The organism is Zunongwangia profunda SM-A87, from assembly GCF_000023465.1.
GTDB classification, from domain to species: Bacteria; Bacteroidota; Bacteroidia; order Flavobacteriales; family Flavobacteriaceae; genus Zunongwangia; species Zunongwangia profunda.
The window spans coordinates 1,022,706-1,044,445 of the sequence record NC_014041.1 but is presented as its reverse complement, the minus strand read 5'-3'; the positions used below and the strand labels follow the sequence as shown (position 1 = coordinate 1,044,445).

General features: G+C 36.1%; 14 protein-coding genes. 7 read left to right on the top strand and 7 right to left on the bottom strand.

What is annotated here, in order from left to right:
* Genes ZPR_RS04565 through ZPR_RS04555 form a run of 3 tightly spaced genes read right to left on the bottom strand, consistent with a single transcriptional unit; the run spans window position 1 to window position 3,289 of the window.
* Window positions 1–744, bottom strand: a complete 744-nt coding sequence (locus ZPR_RS04565; RefSeq protein WP_013070449.1) for a Na(+)-translocating NADH-quinone reductase subunit C — start codon at window positions 742–744, stop codon at window positions 1–3.
* A 2-nt stretch (window positions 745–746) separates the two neighbouring features.
* Window positions 747–1,931 (bottom strand): NADH:ubiquinone reductase (Na(+)-transporting) subunit B, encoded by a 1,185-nt coding sequence (locus ZPR_RS04560; protein WP_013070448.1) that lies wholly within the window; start codon window positions 1,929–1,931, stop codon window positions 747–749.
* 11 nt (window positions 1,932–1,942) lie between these two features.
* Entirely contained in the window at window positions 1,943–3,289 is a 1,347-nt protein-coding gene (locus tag ZPR_RS04555; RefSeq protein ID WP_013070447.1) for a Na(+)-translocating NADH-quinone reductase subunit A, read from the bottom strand.
* Window positions 3,290–3,457: 168 nt separating this feature from the next.
* Between ZPR_RS04555 and ZPR_RS04550 the strand changes: the two genes are divergently transcribed.
* From ZPR_RS04550 to apaG, 3 genes are read left to right on the top strand one after another with little or no spacing between them, the layout of a single operon-like run.
* Window positions 3,458–4,711, top strand: a complete 1,254-nt coding sequence (locus tag ZPR_RS04550) for a type IX secretion system plug protein (protein WP_013070446.1) — start codon at window positions 3,458–3,460, stop codon at window positions 4,709–4,711.
* Window positions 4,712–4,729: 18 nt separating this feature from the next.
* Window positions 4,730–5,809, top strand: a complete 1,080-nt coding sequence (locus ZPR_RS04545) for a DUF3667 domain-containing protein (RefSeq protein ID WP_013070445.1) — start codon at window positions 4,730–4,732, stop codon at window positions 5,807–5,809.
* An 8-nt stretch (window positions 5,810–5,817) separates the two neighbouring features.
* Window positions 5,818–6,204 carry a Co2+/Mg2+ efflux protein ApaG gene (apaG, locus tag ZPR_RS04540; RefSeq protein WP_013070444.1) on the top strand — a complete coding sequence of 129 codons (387 nt, stop codon included), beginning with the start codon at window positions 5,818–5,820 and terminating at the stop codon, window positions 6,202–6,204.
* On the opposite strand, the gene ZPR_RS04535 is transcribed toward apaG, so the two are convergent.
* Window positions 6,196–6,915, bottom strand: a complete 720-nt coding sequence (locus ZPR_RS04535) for an NRDE family protein (RefSeq protein ID WP_013070443.1) — start codon at window positions 6,913–6,915, stop codon at window positions 6,196–6,198. The genes apaG and ZPR_RS04535 overlap by 9 nt on opposite strands.
* Window positions 6,916–7,054: 139 nt before the next feature.
* Here ZPR_RS04535 and pruA point away from each other — a divergent pair, with 139 nt between their 5' ends.
* Together pruA and ZPR_RS04525 are read left to right on the top strand one after the other, a co-directional pair.
* Window positions 7,055–8,683, top strand: a complete 1,629-nt coding sequence (gene pruA / locus ZPR_RS04530) for an L-glutamate gamma-semialdehyde dehydrogenase (RefSeq protein ID WP_013070442.1) — start codon at window positions 7,055–7,057, stop codon at window positions 8,681–8,683.
* A 279-nt stretch (window positions 8,684–8,962) separates the two neighbouring features.
* On the top strand, window positions 8,963–15,445 hold the full coding sequence (locus ZPR_RS04525; RefSeq protein ID WP_013070441.1) for a LamG-like jellyroll fold domain-containing protein: 6,483 nt from the start codon (window positions 8,963–8,965) through the stop codon (window positions 15,443–15,445).
* Window positions 15,446–15,556: 111 nt separating this feature from the next.
* Here the strand turns inward: ZPR_RS04525 and rsmG are convergent, their stop codons facing one another.
* On the bottom strand, window positions 15,557–16,186 hold the full coding sequence (gene rsmG, locus ZPR_RS04520; protein ID WP_013070440.1) for a 16S rRNA (guanine(527)-N(7))-methyltransferase RsmG: 630 nt from the start codon (window positions 16,184–16,186) through the stop codon (window positions 15,557–15,559).
* A gap of 103 nt (window positions 16,187–16,289) precedes the next feature.
* On the opposite strand from rsmG, the gene ZPR_RS04515 reads away from it, so the two are divergent.
* Window positions 16,290–17,396: a fatty acid desaturase family protein gene (locus tag ZPR_RS04515; protein WP_013070439.1), complete on the top strand. Its 1,107-nt coding sequence runs from the start codon at window positions 16,290–16,292 to the stop codon at window positions 17,394–17,396.
* A 24-nt stretch (window positions 17,397–17,420) separates the two neighbouring features.
* Window positions 17,421–18,611: a pyridoxal phosphate-dependent aminotransferase gene (locus ZPR_RS04510; RefSeq protein ID WP_013070438.1), complete on the top strand. Its 1,191-nt coding sequence runs from the start codon at window positions 17,421–17,423 to the stop codon at window positions 18,609–18,611.
* Between the two features lie 191 nt (window positions 18,612–18,802).
* On the opposite strand, the gene ZPR_RS04505 is transcribed toward ZPR_RS04510, so the two are convergent.
* Window positions 18,803–20,299: a TrkH family potassium uptake protein gene (locus ZPR_RS04505; RefSeq protein ID WP_041578674.1), complete on the bottom strand. Its 1,497-nt coding sequence runs from the start codon at window positions 20,297–20,299 to the stop codon at window positions 18,803–18,805.
* Entirely contained in the window at window positions 20,299–21,648 is a 1,350-nt protein-coding gene (trkA, locus tag ZPR_RS04500) for a Trk system potassium transporter TrkA (protein WP_013070436.1), read from the bottom strand. The genes ZPR_RS04505 and trkA overlap by 1 nt, the downstream gene beginning before the upstream one ends.
* Between the last annotated feature and the right edge of the window lie 92 nt (window positions 21,649–21,740).

Below are 21,740 nucleotides of genomic sequence, written 5' to 3'. Positions count from 1 at the left end.
TTACTTAGTTGCTACTTTAACATCAGTTTGTTGCTTAAAATAAGGCAGGTAATGCTTTAATCTCTCAGATATCATATCAGAAACCCCGTTACCGGTAATGGTAGCACCAGATATGGCATCAACCTGATTATCATCTTTATCTGCATCTCCCTTACTTCCTTTTACAACAGACACTCCTATAAGATTTCCGTTTCCATCAAATATTTTTTCATCTTCAAAACGTTCCTGAAACCATGCCTGTGTAATTTCTGCTCCAAGACCTGGTGTTTCCCCTTTGTGATCAAAAACAGCACCTTTTACTGTATTGACATCATCCTTAAGAGAAATATATCCCCAGATCGCATCCCAAAGTCCTTTACCTCTAAGAGGTATTATATAATATTTAGCCCCCTCGATATCGGCTATATATAATGGGTAAATTTGCTCATTAACCGGTTTACGCAATTCTTTTGTTAGGTCTACCTCAAAAGCATCAACCGATTTATCTACAGAACCATCTTCTCTTAAAGAAATTGTTTCTGTAATGTATTTATCATATAAAGCCTGTGCGCTATCCCTGCTGGTTTCTATACCTACAGTAGCAAGAATGTTTTGCATTTTTTCATTACGCACATTCTCACTTTGCAAAGGCTTTAGCGATGTTGCCGTAAAAGCAAGTACACTGGCTACCACTAACACCATTATAATAGCGAATATAAAAGTATAGCCGTTTGTATTTGTTTTATTTACTGTTTTCTCTTCCATAACTAAGCTGTTTTCACTTCTTTAACTGTAGCTAATCTTTTCTTTCTTTTCTTCACATTTCCTTGAATCACATAGTGATCTATTACAGGAGCAAATACATTCATTAATAAGATCGCTAACATAATTCCTTCCGGATATGCAGGGTTAAAGATTCTGATCATCACCGCAAAGAATCCAATCAAAAATCCATAAATCCATTTCCCTTTCATTGTTTGCGCTGCAGATACAGGATCTGTTGCCATAAACACTACACCAAAAGCAAGACCTCCAATTACCAGATGATTGTACCATGGGAAATTAGTTAGATCATTTCCTTCAACACCTAAAGCTGGAAGTGAGTTAAATATAAAAGCCATTATTGCTGCCCCAATAAACCCACTTAAAATAATTCTCCAGCTACCAACTTTAGTAAGTACTAAAATAAGAGCACCGGCCAGAATACAAATTGTTGAAGTTTCTGCAATAGAACCCGGAATTAAACCAGAGAACATATCCATTGTATTGTAAGGAACATCTGTACCTGATGCTAACTTCCCTAAAATAGTCTCTCCTGAAACACCGTCGACCTCATAAGCATTGTGTACCCATACAGTATTACCAGACATATAAGTTGGATAGGCAAAGAAAGCAAATGCACGTGCCGTTAAGGCCGGGTTAAGAATATTCATCCCTGTACCCCCAAAAGCTTCTTTACCAATAATTACAGAAAAAACTACAGAAACACCAACCATCCAAAGCGGAATATCAATTGGCATTACCATAGGAATAAGTAATCCAGTTACCAGGTAACCTTCGTTAACTTCATGCCCTCTAAAAATTGCGAAAGCAAACTCAATTCCAAGACCTATAACATAAGAAACTATGATCATAGGTACGATTTTCGAAGCTCCTTCTAAAAAGGCATCCATAAACGGAACACCATTCGCATATTCTGGTAATTGATGTAAGTACTGGTATCCACCATTCCACATCCCAAAAATAAGGGCCGGGATTAGGGCTAACACTACTGTAATCATTGTTCTTTTTAGATCTACACCATCACGAATGTGAGCACCGGTTTTAGTGGTGTGGTTAGGTGTAAACAAAAAAGTATCCAGAGCATTAATGGCAGGAGCGTACTTTTCAAGTTTTTTGCCCTTACCAAAAGGCTCTTTAAATTTATCTAATCGTTGTCTTATCCATTCCATAATTAAACTTTTTATCCTACTTCAGTAATCATTAAGTCTAAACCAAGACGAATGATTTCCTGAGCTTCTATTTTAGAAGTGTTTACATAATCTATCAATGCAAAATCTTCAGGAGCTACTTCGTAAATTCCTAAATTTTCCATTTTCTCGATATCACCAGCCATACATGCCTTTAGCAATTGCATTGGATAAATATCCATAGGAAAAACCTCTTCCATTTCTCCCGTAACTACCAAAGCACGCTCTTCACCATGAAGATTAGTGGTAGGCTCATATTTTCTATTAGGAAACAACCATGACAATGATGTTTTCGAATTAGAATGGATATTATTATAAGTAAAAGGTAACCATCCAAACATTCTGTAGTTGTTACCTTCAGGAATTAAGGTTAATGTATTATGATAAAATCCTAAATAATGATTATTGGAGATCTGATCTCCAGTTAACACATCTCCAGAAATAATCCTTACATCATCTGGAACTTGATTACCGATAAGATCTGCAGAATTTGCTCCAATAATCACATTATAGTATTTTCTATCCTTAGCTTCACTTCCTGCTAAAGCAATTGCTTTTTTAGGCTGGAAGTATCCGGTTAAAAATAGATTTCCGATTACCGGAACGTGATCTGCACCTACCACCCAAACGCGCTCGCCCGCATTTACAGGATCGATCTTATGGATTTGCACACCTACATTACCTGCAGGGTGAGGGCCACTAACTTTATGTAACTCTACACCTTGGATATCCTTAAGAACTGGATACGAAGAATCATCTACAGATAGATGGACTTTCCCCGGTGTAAGTTTTTGTAAAGCGTAAATACCTTCCTGAAATGCTTTTACCTTGTCTTTTAAAACAAAGCCTAAGTCTGCAGCTAAAGGTGCTGTAGTTACGGCAGAGATAAAAATCGCCTTTGGCGTATCTTTTGGATCTGCTACAATGTCATAAGGACGTTGCATGATAAAAGCACCGCAACCACTTGCAAGGATTTTTTCCTTAACAGCTTCAGCCGGAGCGGTAGCTGCATTAAGTTTTCCAAAATCTTTGTAAGAATCTGTAGTATCGGCTTCGATAATCACCTCAACTATTCGGCGCTTTTCAGCTCTTTTAATTTCTTTCAGGGTTCCGCTAACCGGCGAAGTAAATCTTACCTCTTCTGTATATTTAGAAAAGAAAATTTCGTCTCCCGCTAGTACTTTGGCTCCTTCTTTAAGAACCATTTTAGGAACAACTGAGTGAAAATCTGGAGGTTTAATCGCATAGGTCTTGGACCTTGGGGCCTCAACTATTTGTTTTTCCGCCTCCCCTTTTAATCGTAGAGTAAGTCCTCTTTTAATTCGAATGTCTTTTGACATAGGATGGAGTGTATATTATAAAGTTTATTTTAAAGTCGTGCAAATTTATATTTTTCACGAGATTTTTCCCAACAAACTACTGTTTTTTCGGGCTAGTCAATTGTTAAAATAAGAAGCATTAAATTAAGGTATACTAATTGTAAGTACATTTACCTATATTTTTTCACAATGAATAGATTAGTTTTTTTGATCGTTTTCTTAAGCTTTACAAGCCTTGGCCTTAGTCAGGCAGAGCAGGAAATGGCTCCACCAAATTACATAAGAACTGTTAAATTATATGGGGAAAATTCTACCAATAATGGAAATCCTATAATCCCAATCAACGGAATGTTAAATTTAACATTTGACGATATCATTGGAGATGAAGCCGATTATTATTATAAAATACAATATTACGACTATAACTGGCGCCCTACACAACTTTCGAAAAATGAATATATGGAAGGCCTGGATAATATAAGAATTATGAATTACCAAAATTCTTATAATACCCTTCAGCCTTTTTCGCATTACGAATTAAGTATTCCGAACCAGTATACCAAGGCACTAAAAGTTTCTGGAAATTATATGATTAAGATTTTCAATGAAAATGAAGAACTGGTTTTTTCAAGAAAATTTATGATTTATGAATCTGAAGTTACTGTCACTCCCGTTATCAAAAGAGCTAGAGACCTTCAATTTATAGACACTAAACAAGTGGTAAATTTCACAGTAGATTCCCCTAGCCTGTTGCTTCGAAATCCCGATCAAACTGTAAAGCCTTTAATTATTCAGAATAACAACTTAAAAACTGCCATTAAAGACATCAAACCCCAATACACCATCGGTAACCAGTTAATTTATCGATATGATATGCCAACTTCCTTTTGGGGCGCTAATGAATATTTGAAATTTGACACCAAAGATCTTAGAGCGACAACCGCAGATATTGCAAGAATCGACGTAGATCAACTATACCACCATTATTTGAATCTGGACATCTCTAGGGCTACGACCCCTTATACTTATAATCCTGATATTAATGGCGGATTTGTAATTAGACAACTTGATGCTGAAGATGTTGACACTGAAGCCGAATATACCTGGGTTCACTTTTCTTTAAAAAATTATGAGCCATTGGATGGTGGAATATTACATATTTACGGAAATTTTAATAATTTCACTCCCGACCAAAGTACGGCGCTTAATTACAACGAAGAAACCGGATATTATGAAACTGCCCGTCTTTTTAAACAGGGATACTACGATTATAAATATGTACTTGTAAATAAAGACGGTGCCATAAATGAAGGTTTTATTAGTGGAAACTACGACGAAACAGAAAATGAATATCGAGTACTCATCTATTATCGCGAAATCGGGGGAAGATATGACAGGATTATTGGCATGGGCACGGCAAACTCCAAGAATATTAGCAACTAACCAATTGCATATAATCTCATGAACTCTAGACGATCTTTAGTAAAGTATCGCGGTGAAGAATGTCTTAACTGCGGGAGAAGTTTAGAAGAAGAGCATAAGTTTTGCCCTAATTGCGGCCAATTAAACTCTATTAAAAAATTGGCCTTGGGTGACTTCTTTTCTGAATTTTTCTCAGGTCTTTTTGCCTATGACTCCCGGTTCATAAGAACTATGAGGATACTGCTTTTTAAACCTGGTAAAATCTCCAAAGATTATATTCAGGGTAAGAGAATGAGATACGTAAATCCTTATCGCTTCTTTTTAACTACAGCCATTATTTTCTTTCTAATCTATGGTTACGATAATTCTTTTGAAGGTATAAATCTTAATCAGGAGCCTGAAGAATTAGCTAAAGAATTAGAAAAAATGAATACAGAAAATAACGTTGATATCGAATTTGAGGGTATACCTTTTACTAAACTGGATTCTATAATACCTCCTAAACCCGTAAAAAACAAAACCTACCATGACTATCTCGTCACTCAGGAACAGATTGACACCATGTCTATTGCTGATGCTTTTAGTACTAAGATAAATTTATTCGATCACTATTTCAAAGAAACCAAAAATACAGTTCCAGTCGATGCCATAAAAATGTTAGATCTAAAAAATTCGGCTTACAATCGCTGGTTATACAAAAAAGTTATCGATTTTAAACTTTTAAGAGAAAACCCTCAACTTTTCCTTAATTACTTAATCGGTAAACTTCCTTTTATCATATTTATATTCTTACCCATCTTTACACTTTTCTTAAGTCTGATTTATATTCGGTCGAAATATAACTATATGGAGCATCTTACATTTGCATTTCATACACAGAGCATGTTTTTCATATTGTATAGCGTTGCATTGATTATAGATATTTTCACCAAAAATAGTTACGGAGTAAATATTGCCAATATTATTTTTATCGGATATCTGTACCAGGGATTACGAAAATTCTACGCACAGGGCAAATTCAAAACCATTGTTAAATTTATGATTCTCAACATAATATTTTTTACCTTAGCCATAATTGTGGGATTGATATCGGTATTCGGCTCGTTCGCAATTTTTTAGAAATTCATATGGTTGAACAAATAACTAAAGGTATTAAAATTTCAGTACAGACTTTTTTTGATGGCATTCTTTACGATCGCTATCAGGTAAGATATGCTTTTGGTTATAAAGTGACGATAGAAAATCAAAGTAATGATTCGGTTCAGTTAAAATCTAGATTTTGGAAAATCAAAGATGCATTAAACAAAACCGAAACTGTAGAAGGCGAAGGGGTTATTGGCAAAAAACCAGTGATAAAACCAGGAGAAAAACACACCTACCAAAGTGGATGCCTTCTAAATACTCCATTTGGGGCCATGAGCGGATATTACAACATGATTAATTTCACTTCTACCCGAAAATTCAGAGTACAGATTCCTTCTTTTAAGTTAAGTGCGCCGTTCGCACTAAACTAAATGATCCAAGCTTAGTATTTCAATGTTTCCGGTAGCTAATTCTTCATATCTAAACTGCTTTCTATTTTCGCTAATTTCAATCTGGGAAATACTTTGTGTTTTTAAAAATCCACGATCTATTATTAAATCGATATGTTGATCTCCAATGCCGGCCTTATGATGAAAGTCCCAAACTTTCTCTGCTGTAATTTCATTATTTCTCCTGAAATCATCGAACCAATTCTCTCGCTGTTTTTTCATGTCCGAGTCATATAAAGGTGAAGAAGACCAGATTTGAGGTTTTAGCGGAATATTTCTTAAGTGGAGTTGTTTAGCATCCCAAACCATTTCTGTAATTACCAAACCTAAATTCCAATCTGCACAAAGCATTGTAAAAGGTTCTATTCCTTTAAAATCATAATTTTCAGCGTAGGCTTTTACGGCTTCTGCAGCTAAAAATTCTTTTACAATAACTCCTCTACTTTTTTGGTAAGGTGGATTTCGTTTATGAGCTTTAAATTCTCCATTCATAATCCCAACCAGTCGTTTTTTATCGCTTACACCCAGCCAGGTACCTCCTGCAACCGCATCTTTTGGAAAAATCATTTCACATCCATTAACATAATGCATTGTAGGTGCAAAAGTTCGCCGATTTACGGCCTCATCGCGGTTAAAGCTTAACAAGAAAGAATTTGAATTTTCTTCTCCGGGAAAAATACTTACTGTACACATAATATTTTCTTAAACAAAAAGCTGAATTTACGAAAAAAGTTAAGCTTACTTAAAAGCCTAATTTAGTTATGCTTAATCTTTATTATTTTTTTACCTTTAAAATGATTTAAAAACCTATAAAAACTAGAAAAACAATAACATGGGAAAAGGATTTTTTCACGTTCCTAAAGCTGTAAATGAGCCAGTAAAAACTTACGCTCCGGGAACACCAGAAAGAGAAGAAGTATTATTAACATATAAAGAGTTGTACAACACTAAATTTGATGTACCACTTTACATAGGTTCTGAGGAAATCAGGACCGGAAAAACAGCTACTATAAATCCACCTCACGATCATAAACATGAATGTGGAGTTTATCATTTAGCTGAGAAAAAACATATTGAAAAAGCAATCGATACTGCTTTAGAAGCTCGTAAAAAATGGGCAAAGTTAGAGTGGGAACAACGAGCTGCTGTGTTCCTTAAAGCTGCAGATCTAATCTCTGGCCCATATCGCCAAAAGATGAATGCGGCAACAATGATAGGGCAATCAAAAACTATTTTTCAGGCAGAAATTGACTCGGCTGCAGAGATTTGTGATTTCTTACGTTTTAACGTGGAGTATATGACAGAGCTTTATAATGAGCAACCAAACTCTTCTGATGGATGTTGGAACAGAGTTGAATACAGACCATTAGAAGGTTTTGTTTACGCTGTAACACCATTTAACTTTACGGCAATTGCTGGTAATCTTCCTACTAGTGCGGCTTTAATGGGAAATGTTGCTATTTGGAAGCCAAGTGATAGCCAAATGATGTCTGCACAGGTTTTAATGGATGTATTTAAGGAAGCAGGAGTCCCAGAAGGAGTTATAAATATGGTTATGGGAGATCCTGAAATGATTACAGATACGGTTTTAAAAAGCCCAGATTTTGCCGGTATTCACTACACAGGAAGCACAGAAGTTTTTAAAAATATTTGGGCTAAAATCGGTAATAATATTCATAAATATAAGTCATACCCAAGAATTGTTGGCGAGACTGGCGGTAAGGATTTTATCATCGCACATCCAACATCTAACCCTAAACAGGTTGCTACTGCAATTACCAGAGGGGCATTCGAATTTCAGGGACAAAAATGTAGTGCAGCATCTAGGGTTTACCTTCCAAAAAGTTTATGGCCAGAAATCAAAGATTTTGTGGTAGAAGATGTAAAATCAATTAAAATGGGATCTCCAGAAGATCTCACCAATTTCTTTACTGCTGTAATTCACGAACGATCTTTTGATAAATTAGCTTCTTATATAGAGAAAGTAAAAAAAGATGATGATGCAGAAATTGTAGTTGGGGGTAATTACGATAAATCTGTAGGATATTTTGTAGAACCAACAGTTGTTTTAGCAAAAGATCCTCACTATACTACTATGGAAGAAGAGCTATTTGGTCCTGTTGTAACTATTTATGTTTACGAAGATGAAAAATGGGAAGAAACGCTTCATACCGTAGATAACACGAGTGCTTATGCTCTTACTGGAGCGGTATTTTCTGGCGATCGTTACGAAGCAGCGAGAGCTACAGATATTTTACAAAATGCGGCAGGTAACTTCTACATTAATGATAAACCGACCGGAGCTGTTGTAGGCCAACAACCATTTGGTGGAGCAAGAGCTAGTGGAACGAACGATAAAGCAGGTTCTAAACTTAATTTAATGCGTTGGATATCTCCTCGTTTAATTAAAGAAACTTTTGTTCCTGCAACTGATTATAAATATCCATTTATGAAAGAATAGTCTTTCATAAAGATACTTATTCTAAAAGGCTACTTATTGTAGCCTTTTTTTATTTATAGAATTAACAATAAAGACTTTAATAATAAACATTAAGACAATAAAACTAAAAACAAAAACTTTCATCGCTAAAAAACAGCACTTTATCGATATTTTGTAAAAAAATATTAGATTTGCTAAGATGAATAATGATAAGAGAAAATTGAGTGCCCTAAGCATCTTTGAAAATAATTTATACTACTTAAAGATAGCTACAAAGAAAAGTTTTAAAGGTATCTGCCTATGAAGAAAACTACTTTTCCTGGAGCCATCATAATTTTAGGGCTATTTTTAGCGCTTTCTTTAATCAACCAATCTGAATCTTTCGGATTGGAAGAGGACCTTATTATCACATCTTCATCAAAAGATGCGACCTGCCATAATGCTAATAATGGCAGTATTGATATTGAAGTATCTGGAGGTAGCGGCAACTATACTTATCAATGGACTGGACCAAATTCTTTTTCTTCATCAAATAAAGATCTTGTAAATTTAAAAACCGGATCTTATACCATATCAGTATCCGACGACTCAGGAAATACCGGTATCGAATCAATTGTTATTAATCAGCCAGACAAATTTATTCTTGAATCATTTTCTCCCACCAAGGTTTCCTGTTTTGGAGGAAGTGACGGAACTATTTCTGCTGGCAGTGTTTCCGGTGGGACAGCACCTTATCAATATTCTTTAGACGGAACTAGCTTTTCTTCTAATACCGAATTTAATTCACTTGCAGCAGGGAATTATACACTGTATGTTCGCGATGCAAATAATTGTTCTATTTCAACAAATATCGAAATTACACAGCCAGAGCAATTAGCTATGGCAACACCAATCTCCAAAAATGTTTCTTGTTTTGGTGGAAATGACGGATCAATTTCAGCGGGTACTGTTTCCGGTGGGACAGCACCTTATCAATATTCTTTAGACGGAACTAGCTTTTCTTCTAATACCGAATTTAATTCACTTACAGCAGGGAATTATACGCTGTATGTTCGCGATGCAAATAATTGCTCTATTTCAACAAATATTATCATTAAAGAGCCCACACAACTAAGTATGTCTGGACTTTCTTCAGAAAACGTTTCCTGTTTTGGAGGAAATGACGGATCAATTTCAGCAGGTACTGTTTCCGGTGGGACAGCACCGTATCAATATTCTTTAGACGAAACTAACTTTTCTTCTATTACCGAATTTAATTCACTTACAGCAGGGAATTATACGCTGTATGTTCGCGATGCAAATAATTGCTCTATTTCAACAAATATCGAAATTACACAGCCAGAGCAATTAGCTATGACAACACCAAATTCCGAAAATGTTTCTTGTTTTGGTGGAAATGACGGATCAATTTCAGCGGATACTGTTTCTGGTGGAACGGCGCCGTATCAATATTCTTTAGACGGAACTAGCTTTTCTTCTAATACCGAATTTAATTCACTTACAGCAGGGAATTATACGCTATATGTTCGCGATGCAAATAATTGCTCTATTTCAACAAATATTATCATTAAAGAGCCCACACAACTAAGTATGTCTGGACTTTCTTCAGAAAACGTTTCCTGTTTTGGAGGAAGTAACGGAAGTATCACAATTGGAAGAGTATCTGGTGGAATAACACCATACCAATATTCGATCGATGGCACTAATTACCAAACAAATAAAAAGTTTAGTAATTTATCTTCTGGCGTATACAATATAAGCATCCTTGACAACAATGGATGTACAATTAGTCAGACTATACAAATCTCACAACCTGAAGATCTTAAAGCTAGCGCTCCATCGATAACCAATGTCTATTGCTATGGAGCTTCAAATGGAGAAATTACCGTAGGAGACGTTAATGGTGGCACCACCCCATATGAATATTCTATTGATAACATTAATTTTCAAACAGATAAGAACTTCTCAAACCTGAGCTCTGGTACTTATACGCTCTTTATAAAAGATGCAAATGCCTGTAGTATTCAGCAACTGTTTACCATAGATCAACCAGACGAACTTATTTCTAATTACAATAAAACTAATGTTAACTGTTATCAGGAAGACTCAGGTAGAATTGAATTTAAAGGAGCCTCCGGAGGCAGTGAAACTTTTCAATATAGTATTGATAATGGTGAAAACTGGTTTAATTCAGCTGTTTTTAACAATTTAAAACCAGGATCATATACCTTGAAAATAAGAGATAAAAATAATACAGATTGTGAAAAATTAATAGCAAATGATATTAAAATAAACGAGCCAGACGCTGCAGTAAATGTAACTGTAAACACTACCAGAACTACTGTTTTTAACTCTAAAACAGGTACTGCAGAGGCTTACCCCAGTGGAGGAACTCCTGGTTACACCTATGAATGGAGAGCTGCCGGTAATTCTATGGTCATAGCTACTACAAAAAAAGCAACAAATCTGGCGGCCGGTAATTATAAACTAAGCGTTTTTGACAAAAACGGTTGTGGTAAGACTGTGGATGTTGTGGTTAATGAGATTTTAAAAGCAGAGATCTTACCGACTTCCATATGTGAAGGGGAAAATAATGTACGTGTTAGTTATTTTGAAGTAGCAAATGGTACGGCCTATGGAGGTATGCCTCCATATTCTTATAGTTGGAATTTCGACTCAGATGGAACATACACCACCAATACCGGAATAGGATCTCACAGGGTTACCTATCCTACAGAAGGTAACCGAAACATCACTTTAACGGTTACCGATGCCCAAGGTTTTAGTCGTGATTTTATATACCAACAATATGTAGGCGAATGTTATGTAGACAATTGCGGTTCTAACGATTTTGGTATTTCTGGATATTACATTGGTGATGCTTCAGGCACAGAAATAACATCAGAAAATTGTAATAACGGAGATCAGAAATATATTTATGTTCAACTTGATCAAAATACAACTAGATACTCATTATATACAGAATTCACTTATAGCGTTAAAAGTTTAGAAACTGGCGAAACCAAAATAATAAGAGAGTTTGGTTGTTTTTATGAAAAAGAAGGAATCCCCATTAATGCTCGTACGATACCTATTAATTACCAGTGTGGTGACGAAGTTTCGATTGATAATATTTATCTGACCTTTTCCAACAATAGCAAAAATGCCTGCGGACAAAGCAGCAAGTCTAAATGCTTCTCTACTAATAACCAGGAAATTGTTTTTACTCCCCTTTACGCCAGAGCCACCCCCAATCAGTTAGATTGTTTTGATTCTGAATTAGGAACTATAAAGGTACAAGCTTCGGGAGGAAGAGCTCCTTACAGTTATAGTATCACCAATGCTAATTCGGGTTATCAAAAGGAAAATTTATTTGAAATCTTAAAGGCCGGTTCTTATGATGTTTGGGTTAAGGATTCCGAAGGAACGATATTTAAAATCCCATCAGTGGTTATTACGCAGCCTGATGAGCCGATTACCATGGAGTTTGAAATTCAGCAGCCTGTTTGTCCCGGTGATAAAGCAACGGTGACGGTAAATCCTACAGGTGGTACACCCAAAGTTGAGAACGGAACTGCCATTTATGAGTATTTATGGAATGATGCAACCGGATCAACCTCAAAAACACTGAATAATCTTGAACCTGGAGAGTATACAATTACCGTAATTGATGCCAATCAATGTCAGGCTATCCGAACAATCAGTATCATAGAACCGGAAAAATTAACCCAGGCGATCACTGGAGAAGACAAAACTTTAGGATGCGGTTATTTTCAAACAACACTAGAAGCGAATACACCGGAATTTGGAACTGGCAGATGGAGTGTAGTCAATGGTCCCTCAAATTATAATTTTATAGATCCTAGCGACCCCTTCACCAAATTTATAGGTGATGAAGGAGAATATACGTTAAGATGGACCGTATCCAATGATAACTGTTCAAGTTATGCAGACTTAAATCTAAAAATATCAGCTAATTGCAATACGCTCGATTTTGATGGAATAGACGATCATATTTTGTTAGGTGACTCTTTTAATATGCAGGATAAAACAGAGTTTACCATTGAAGCATGGATTAAATCTGAAAGTAATATCGGCTTAAAAACCATTATTTCAAAAAGAGATGTTCAAAACCTAAATATAGGAGGCTATGATTTGATCATTAACTCCGGCTCCCCAACGTTTAGATGGAATGATAATTCTATTTCAACCTCACATAAGGTGAAGCAAGGAGTCTGGCATCATATCGCCGTAATGTATAAGGAAAAGAATATGAAGTTATACGTAGACGGTATTCTTTTAGCAAATAAAAGCGGTAGTGCTCCTGGCAATAGTAATTCTCCGTTTATTATCGGTGCTATTTTTGATAGCGCCAATCAGGATACTCCTTCTAATTATTTTGATGGTTGGATTGAAGAACTAAGAATCTGGAACAAAAGCCTTACAGAAAAACAGCTACGATTTTTAATGAATCAACGTATTGCAGTTGCCAGTAATCCCTTACGAGGAAATTTACTACCTGTTGATGTACCCGGGGATCTAAAATGGTCCGATATCGAAGCATATTATCAGTTAAAAGGTGACCCTGAAGCTATTACTAAAGGTTTAACTCCTGAAATAACCGGCAATCACAGCAATGGTCTTATCAGAAATATTACCACTACCCAGGATAACACTGCGCCCCTCCCCTATGTTCTTAGTGAAGAAAATCAAGACTGGACAAATCCGGCTACATGGCTTTTGGCTCCTACAATAAACGATTCAAAAATATCAGAAAGGAATGTTTGGCAAGTTCCCGGAAGTTATGGTATTGATGGAGAAACGACTATAGACTGGAATATTGTAGAAATTTCTCAGGATATATTCTATCCTTATGCGACTTCTACAAAACCTTTACAATTGCTAGGATTAATTTCAAATGGAGGAACTCTAAATATAATGGGAACAAATCCACCCAAAGGAGGGACCGGCAACCCATTAATCGTAACCGACTATTTAAAGCTGGACGGAATTATAGACTTAAATGGAGAATCTCAATTAATCCAAACCGAAGGAAGCGTACTCGATCCCAATAGTAGTGGAAGCATTCAAAAAGACCAACAAGGCACAGCGAATTCTTATAACTACAACTATTGGTCTTCTCCTGTAAGTACAAATTCAATAAACTCGGGATTCACCATCGGGGAAATCTTAAAAGACGGTACCGATCCCGATAATATCCAGGAAATTTCGTTTAACAGACAACACACCTGGGCTGACTCCAGAAATTATACTGGACCAAAAAGAATAAGCACTTATTGGCTAAATAGATTTCACCAGGTCCCAAGATATTCAGGATGGGAACAAATAAACCAAAATACAAAACTAAGCACTGGTGAGGGTTATACGATGAAAGGAACCTCTGGTTCTGTAGCTATTTCTACTTTACAGAATTATACATTTAATGGGCTCCCTAATAATGGGAATATAACATTAGAAATTCAACCTAATGAAATTTTCCTGATTGGTAATCCTTATCCCTCAGCTTTAGATGCAGAACAATTTATTCTTGATAATCTGGATAAAAATACTGTTAATGGTGCCACAGGGGATAAAAACCTTTTTAATGGAGCTATATATTTTTGGGATCATTTTGGCGATAGTAATTCACATTATTTAAAGGATTATGTTGGCGGCTATGCGACCTTAAACTTAATAGGAAGTGTACCGGCTGTTGCTACAGACGAAAGAATTAATGCGAATAATTCTCAAAGTAAACGAATACCGGGAAAATATATCCCGGTAGGACAGGGATTTTTTGTAAACAGCTATTTAAATACTGCCAATAGCAACATCAACATTAGCCAGGGTGATATTCTTTTTAGAAATGCCCAAAGAATATTTGCTAAAGAAAGTGTTTCAAATGAATCACAATTTTTAAAACCAGAGAATGTTTTTCTAAAAACACTTAATGCAAGCGTAAAAGTAAAGGCAGACGAAAGACAGAAAATTCGATTAAACTTTAAATCTCCTGGAGGCATTAATAGACAAATCGTTGTAGGCGCTGATAAAAACGCAAGCTTTGGATTTGATCTAGGGTACGATGCTCCACTTTACGATCGCCAGAAGGAAGATATGTTCTGGCTAATGGAAGATCAGCCACTTGTGATTCAGGGCATACCAGACTTTAATGATGATCGTGTGCTCGACCTTGGACTTATAGTCTTGTCGAATAATGAATTTTATATTGAAATTGACTCTCTTGAAAACATTCCTTCCGAAAAAGAAATTTACCTTTTAGATCGTAAAGACAGTACTTATTATGACCTAAAAGCAGAAAAATATATTGCCACTATTGATAGTGGCTATCACAAAAATCGCTTCGCCATAACTTTCCAAAAAACTGAAGATCCTGACGCGGAAGAAACAGCTGAAGAAGATCCCGACAGCGACGAAACAGGCGATGATGATAATGAAGATATTGGTGAGAATGATGAAAATCCTGAGAAGCCAGAGATTCCAGAAGAGGAAAATAATGAAGAGAGCGAAGAAGAAATTACAGGAAACTTCAAAGTGCTATATCTATCAGAAGAGCAAAGTGTCTATCTGGAAAACCCACAGTTAATCCAGATTAAAAGACTATTAATTTATAACATTAACGGAAGTCTAATAAAAGCATTTTATGATATCCCTATTATTTCAGAAATATACATTCCAATGGAAAGCAAAATGAGTTCGGCGGTATATATTCTAAAAATATATACGGAAAAAGGCGTAACTAATCTGAAGTTTGTTAGAAATTAAGAATTTTCAATATCCAAAAAAGCTAATTATCACTACTGTATAGCTCATGTTTTGAGTTTTTTTAACAATAAGAATAATTAGTATAAAAAGTGGAGCTTCCACTTCACTTTTTTAGCCTTTATATTTTAATGGTAAATGCACTACTTTTTTGGTTTCGAAGAAATCTTCTTCAAAATAATCGGTTAAATTATAGATTTTTGCCGTTTGATAATCGGCGAGCTCTTCAGCTAAATCTCCACCTTTTAAATAAAGAATTCCATTCTTTAATTCGTGAGTGCTTTTTTTAGCAATTTTCCCTTTAGTCCATCTCACAAATGTAGGCATAGCCGCCACTGCCCTACTGATAATGAAGTCGTAATGTCCATCGATATTCTCTACACGGTCATTCGTAGTCTTTACATTTTGCAAGCCTAAACCTTCAACAACTTCTTCTACCACTTTCATTTTCTTACCTATAGAATCTACTAAATGAAAACTTACCTCAGGAAAAAGAATAGCCATTGGAATACCAGGAAAACCACCACCAGTGCCTACATCAAGTATATGCGCACCTGGATTAAATTTCTGAACCTTAGCAATCCCTAGAGAATGTAATACATGTCGCAGGTACAATTCGTCGATATCTTTTCTGCTTACCACATTAATTTTAAGGTTCCAGTCTTTATAAAGATCTTCTAAGCGTTCAAAATGAGTAATTTGCTCTGGACTAAGTCCGTCAAAATATTTCCTGATTAATTCCAATTGATTAATTTTTAAACAAAATTAGAAATTTAGTATTAAAGTGGCTATTTAATTCGTTTCGAAAGTTTAATATTTTACCTTTGACTATAGATTAAAAATAAAAATGGATTTATCACAACCACATATACGATTTTCGCGAAAGGATTCTGCCAATTTTTTTAGAACCCTAAACAAGCGAGTAAACAATTATTTTAAAGAAAATAATATAAAAAAAACAGGAAACTGGCAATTGCACTTAAAGGCGGCCATCATGTTTTCCATGTTTTTAACACCTTATTTTCTTATCCTCACTTTAAACATCTCGCAATGGTGGATGCTTTTGCTTACCATTGTTATGGGAATGGGGATGGCCGGCGTTGGCATGAATATTATGCATGATGGCAATCACGGCTCCTATTCTTCTAAAAAATGGGTAAATAAATTTATGGGCGGCACGATTTATATTCTTGCCGGGAATGTATACAACTGGCAGGTACAACATAATGTGCTTCATCACACCTACACCAATATTCACGGCCATGATGAAGATTTAGATGCCGGTAGAATCATTCGTTTTTCTAAACATGCCCAATGGCGAAGATTCCATAAATTTCAGCACTATTATTCTATTTTCTTATATGGTCTTTTAACTTTTAACTGGGCCATTACCACAGACTTTAAACAAACAAAAAGGTATCTTAAAAGAAAACTTTCTTATGGAAAAATGCCTAACCCCATAAAGCAATGGAGCACTGTTGCTATTACAAAACTTATCTATGTTTCGGTATGGATCATGCTTCCCATGCTTATTTTATCGATTGCCTGGTGGAAAATTTTAATCGGATTTTTTGTAATGCACTATACTGCCGGATTAATTTTAAGTATTGTATTTCAATTGGCTCATGTTGTTGAAGAGACCGATATGCCATTACCAGATGACACCGGTTCTATGAAAAACACCTGGGCGATCCATCAATTATTTACCACGGTAAATTTTTCAACCAAAAATAAAATAGTAAACTGGTTCACTGGCGGTTTAAACCACCAGGTAGAGCATCATATATTCCCAAATATTAGTCATATTCACTATTCAAAAATTGCCGAGATCGTAAAAGAGACCGCCAGGGAATGTAATTTGCCATACAACGAATACAAAACCACACGCGCAGCGATTATTGCCCATTTTAAATATTTAAAAGAAATGGGGACAAAACCTGCAATATCGTCTTAATACTTATTTATTAATCATTTTAAAATGCAAGAAAAACTCTCTAACAGGATTAACAATTTAGCAACCTCGCAAACGCTGGCAATGGCAGCGAAAGCGCGTGAATTAAGAGCAGAAGGTAAAGATATTATCGGGCTTTCACTGGGAGAGCCAGATTTTAATACACCAGATTTTATTAAAGATGCCGCCATCCAGGCTATTAACGATAATTATAACTCTTACAGCCCGGTAGATGGTTATGTAGAACTAAAGGATGCTATTATTACTAAATTCAAAAGAGACAATAACTTAACCTATACGCACCCTCAGATTGTAGTTTCTACAGGAGCTAAACAATCTTTGGCCAACGTAGCTTTAGCGATGCTTAATGCCGGTGACGAAGTTATTTTACCATGTCCTTACTGGGTTAGTTATGCTGAAATCGTAAAACTTGCAGAAGGTGTCCCTGTTGAAGTTCCTACCACACTAGAGTCTAATTTTAAAATGACTCCAGAGCAACTAGAAGCAGCTATTACCCCTAAAACAAAAATGCTTTGGTATAGCTCACCGTGTAACCCAAGTGGTATGGTGTACACTAAAGAAGAGCTTAGAGCTTTAGCTGATGTTTTGGTAAAACACCCAGATATCATCATAGTAAGTGATGAAATTTACGAGCATATTAACTATATTGGCGCACATGCTTCCATGGCCGAGTTTGAGGATATGTATGACCGTACCGTTACCGTGAATGGAGTTGCAAAAGCCTTTGCCATGACGGGATGGAGAATTGGTTATATTGGAGCTCCTGCCTGGATTGCACGCGCCTGTAACAAATTACAGGGACAGGTAACCAGCGGAGCTAACTGTATTGCTCAAAGAGCAGTGATTACTGCTTTGGAAGCTCCGGTTAGCAAGATTAGCTACATGATAGATACCTTTAAATCCAGAAGAAAACTCATCATAGATTTACTAAATGATATCGAAGGTTTCGAAACGACAGAGCCTGAAGGTGCTTTCTATGTTTTTCCCAATATCTCGCATTACTTTGGTAAAACCATTAAAGGACATACGATCAACAATGCAACAGATTTCTCGATGTTCTTATTAGAAGAAGCTCTCGTTGCTACTGTTACCGGTGATGCTTTTGGAAACCCTGAATGTATTAGAATTTCTTACGCGGCCAGCGAAGAACAAATAGAAGAAGCATTAAAAAGAATAAAGTCAGTTTTAACTGAATAAATTTATTGACACTGCAAAAAGCTGAAATAACCAAGTACTAATAATTATCGGGATAATTTTAAATTGCCAAAAAGTTTACCTATTAATACTTACGGGTATTTGATTCTATTTAGCTATAACTTAAAAACCGGCCAAGCGCCGGTTTTTTTTTAATCTATATTGAATATCTTATCTAAATTATTACATACCGATTAGCGATTTCTCCAGAAAAACGGAGTAAGAATAATTAAAACTGTAAACAGCTCCAACCTTCCTATAAGCATTAAAAAAGAGCACCACCATTTCCCAAAATCAGGTAATAAATCAAAATTATTTACCGGGCTAAGCGCTCCAAAAGCAGGTCCTATATTTCCTAAAGAGGATGCAGCGCCACCAATAGCAGTTTCAAAATCTAAACCTAAAGCCGCTAAAACCACAGCCCCAATAATAAAAGACAACATATAAAGAATAAAAAATCCCTGAATATTAAATACAATACCACTGTTAATAGACTTTTTATTGAAACGTACCGGTAAGATGGCATTGGGATGAAGGGTTCTCTTAAATTCGATCAATCCGTTACGAATCATTATAATATGACGCATCACTTTTACCCCACCTGCGGTACTCCCGGCGCAACCACCAAGAAAGAACATTCCAAAATAAAAAATGGTTAGGAAAGGGGTCCACATCGTAAAATCTGCCGACACGAATCCTGTGGTAGTAATTACTGTTAACACCTGAAATAACGAATGTCTAAATGCACTTTCTCCTTCGCCCCAAATCATTGGATGATCTATGGATGATAACGAAACATCTGCCTGAAAATATACAATTAAGGATGATATGATTGTAAAAGCAGCCACAAAATAGAAATACCACTTAAACTCATCATCCTGTAGTACGCGTTGTACTCTTCCTTTAAACGCGAAGTAACTCATTACAAAGTTACTACCCGCTAAAAACATAAATAGGATGATAATATACTGGATCATTGGATTATCATTCCAATAAGCCATACTGGCATTTTTGGTAGAAAAGCCTCCGGTAGATAAGGTACTGAAGGCATGATTTATGGCATCAAAAAAGTCCATACCCGCAAGCATTAACAACAGTGTTTCTGCAGCGGTATAGCTTACATAAATCAGCCATAATCGTTTTGCGGTATCGGTAATTCTTGGCTTTAGCTTGTCGGCACTTGGCCCGGGAGATTCTGCAGCAAATAACTGCATTCCTCCTATCCCCAACAGTGGTAATATTGCTATCGCCAAAACGATAATTCCCATCCCTCCAATCCAATGGGTTAAGCTTCGCCAAAACAATACTCCTTTGGGTATCGATTCGATGTCGTTTAAAATCGAAGCCCCGGTAGTAGTGTAACCAGACATGGTTTCGAAAAAAGCATTGGTAAAATCAGGAATAGCCTTGGTCATTACATAAGGCAAAGATCCGCTTAGCGCCATAAAGATCCATCCAAAACTTACAATAATATAGCCTTCCCTAACTTTTAATTCTTTTCTGTGTCCACGGGTAGTAAACATAAGTAGCGTACCAATAAGCAACGTCACTAAAGCGGCAGCAGACATTCCCAGGGTAACCCCATCTTTATAAATAAAACTAATAAGTACAGACAGTAACATAAAACCACCGTTACAAATTAACAGCAGTCCCATAACATGCAAAATGACCTTAAAGTTTAATTTTGGCATTACAGGAATAATTTTTCAACCTTCTTAATAGATCTTGGAAGACAGCAAACAACAATACGATCGCCAGGTTTAATTAAGAACTCGCCCAAGGCGATGATCCCTTCGCCATGGCGAATAATCCCGCCAATAATTGCTGATCTTGGAAAATCCAGGTTTTTGATTTTTTTATCGGCTACCTGAGACCCCGGCTTAACAATAAATTCCAAAAGCTCGGCATTCATATTGTTAAGCTTTGTCATCGCCACCACTTCTCCTTTTCTTATATATCTAAAAATATTGTTAGCCGCAAGCAGTTTTTTATTAATTAAGGTATCGATTCCTATAGAATGACTTAGCTGAAAATAATCCATATTTTCAACTAAAGAGATAGTCTTTTTTACACTTTTAGATTTTGCCACCAGGCAAGACATAATATTGGTTTCAGAATTACCGGTTACTGCAATGAAAGCATCCATATCGTGAATATTCTCTTCTTCCAGCAATTCTACATTTCGACCGTCTCCATGAATAATCAGAGTGTTCGGCAATTCATCAGCAAGATCGTAAGCTTTATCTTTACTGGTTTCTACCAACTTTACGTTAAAGTTATTTCGGCATAGGTCCCTGGCGGTTTTTCTTCCAATTTTACTCCCTCCCAGGATCATTACACTTTTAATTTCCTGTTTGGTTTTCCCGGTAAGCTTATAGAGTTCTTCTACCCCGCTTTTTAGGGTAATAAAATATACCTGATCACCTTCTTTAAATTGGGTATCACCACGAGGTATCAAGGTATACTGCGTTCCAAAACGTTGGATGGCAATAGGTACAAAATTAAGTTGCGGAAAAATTCTAGCCGCTTCTTTTACCGTTTTCCCCACAAAACGGGCCGTTCTGGATAAACTTAACCCGATCATGGTTAGAGCACCTTCTTCAAACTCATAAGAATCGTTAAAAGCCGACTGGTTTAATAACAAACCAATCTCTCTTGCAGCCAAAGCTTCCGGAGAAATTAATTCGTCTATCCCAAATTGAGTAAAACCAATTTCCTCTTTTTTCTCTAAAAATTCAGTATTCGAAATTCTGGCAATCGTTCGCATTGCACCAAGCTGTTTAGCCAGTACGCATACCGTAATATTAGTCGCCTCGCTAGAAGTCACACTAATCAACATATCGGTATATTTTACCTGTGCTTCCTTTAAAATCGCAATAGAACTTGCATCCCCTTTTATGGTACGAATATCTAAATGCGTATCTGCATACTGCAATCTATCCCGATTAGGATCGATTAGGGTTATGTCCTGAGATTCAAAAGAAAGTAATTTAGCTAAATGAAAGCCCACTTCACCTGCGCCGGCGATAATTATCTTCATATAACAGCTTCAAATTGTAAAGAAGTAGCAAATGTAAGTTATTTTTAAATAAACCTAAAACTGAGTAGATAAGAACAATTCAGAAATGTTTA

Coding starts and splice junctions, on each gene's coding strand:
- ZPR_RS04510 (WP_013070438.1), top strand. CDS start 17,421: ATGCAAGAAAAACTCTCTAACAGGATTAACAATTTAGCAACCTCGCAA.
- ZPR_RS04525 (WP_013070441.1), top strand. CDS start 8,963: ATGAAGAAAACTACTTTTCCTGGAGCCATCATAATTTTAGGGCTATTT.
- ZPR_RS04535 (WP_013070443.1), bottom strand. CDS start 6,915: ATGTGTACAGTAAGTATTTTTCCCGGAGAAGAAAATTCAAATTCTTTC.
- trkA (WP_013070436.1), bottom strand. CDS start 21,648: ATGAAGATAATTATCGCCGGCGCAGGTGAAGTGGGCTTTCATTTAGCT.
- ZPR_RS04515 (WP_013070439.1), top strand. CDS start 16,290: ATGGATTTATCACAACCACATATACGATTTTCGCGAAAGGATTCTGCC.
- pruA (WP_013070442.1), top strand. CDS start 7,055: ATGGGAAAAGGATTTTTTCACGTTCCTAAAGCTGTAAATGAGCCAGTA.
- ZPR_RS04555 (WP_013070447.1), bottom strand. CDS start 3,289: ATGTCAAAAGACATTCGAATTAAAAGAGGACTTACTCTACGATTAAAA.
- ZPR_RS04565 (WP_013070449.1), bottom strand. CDS start 744: ATGGAAGAGAAAACAGTAAATAAAACAAATACAAACGGCTATACTTTT.
- ZPR_RS04560 (WP_013070448.1), bottom strand. CDS start 1,931: ATGGAATGGATAAGACAACGATTAGATAAATTTAAAGAGCCTTTTGGT.
- ZPR_RS04545 (WP_013070445.1), top strand. CDS start 4,730: ATGAACTCTAGACGATCTTTAGTAAAGTATCGCGGTGAAGAATGTCTT.
- ZPR_RS04505 (WP_041578674.1), bottom strand. CDS start 20,299: ATGCCAAAATTAAACTTTAAGGTCATTTTGCATGTTATGGGACTGCTG.
- apaG (WP_013070444.1), top strand. CDS start 5,818: ATGGTTGAACAAATAACTAAAGGTATTAAAATTTCAGTACAGACTTTT.
- ZPR_RS04550 (WP_013070446.1), top strand. CDS start 3,458: ATGAATAGATTAGTTTTTTTGATCGTTTTCTTAAGCTTTACAAGCCTT.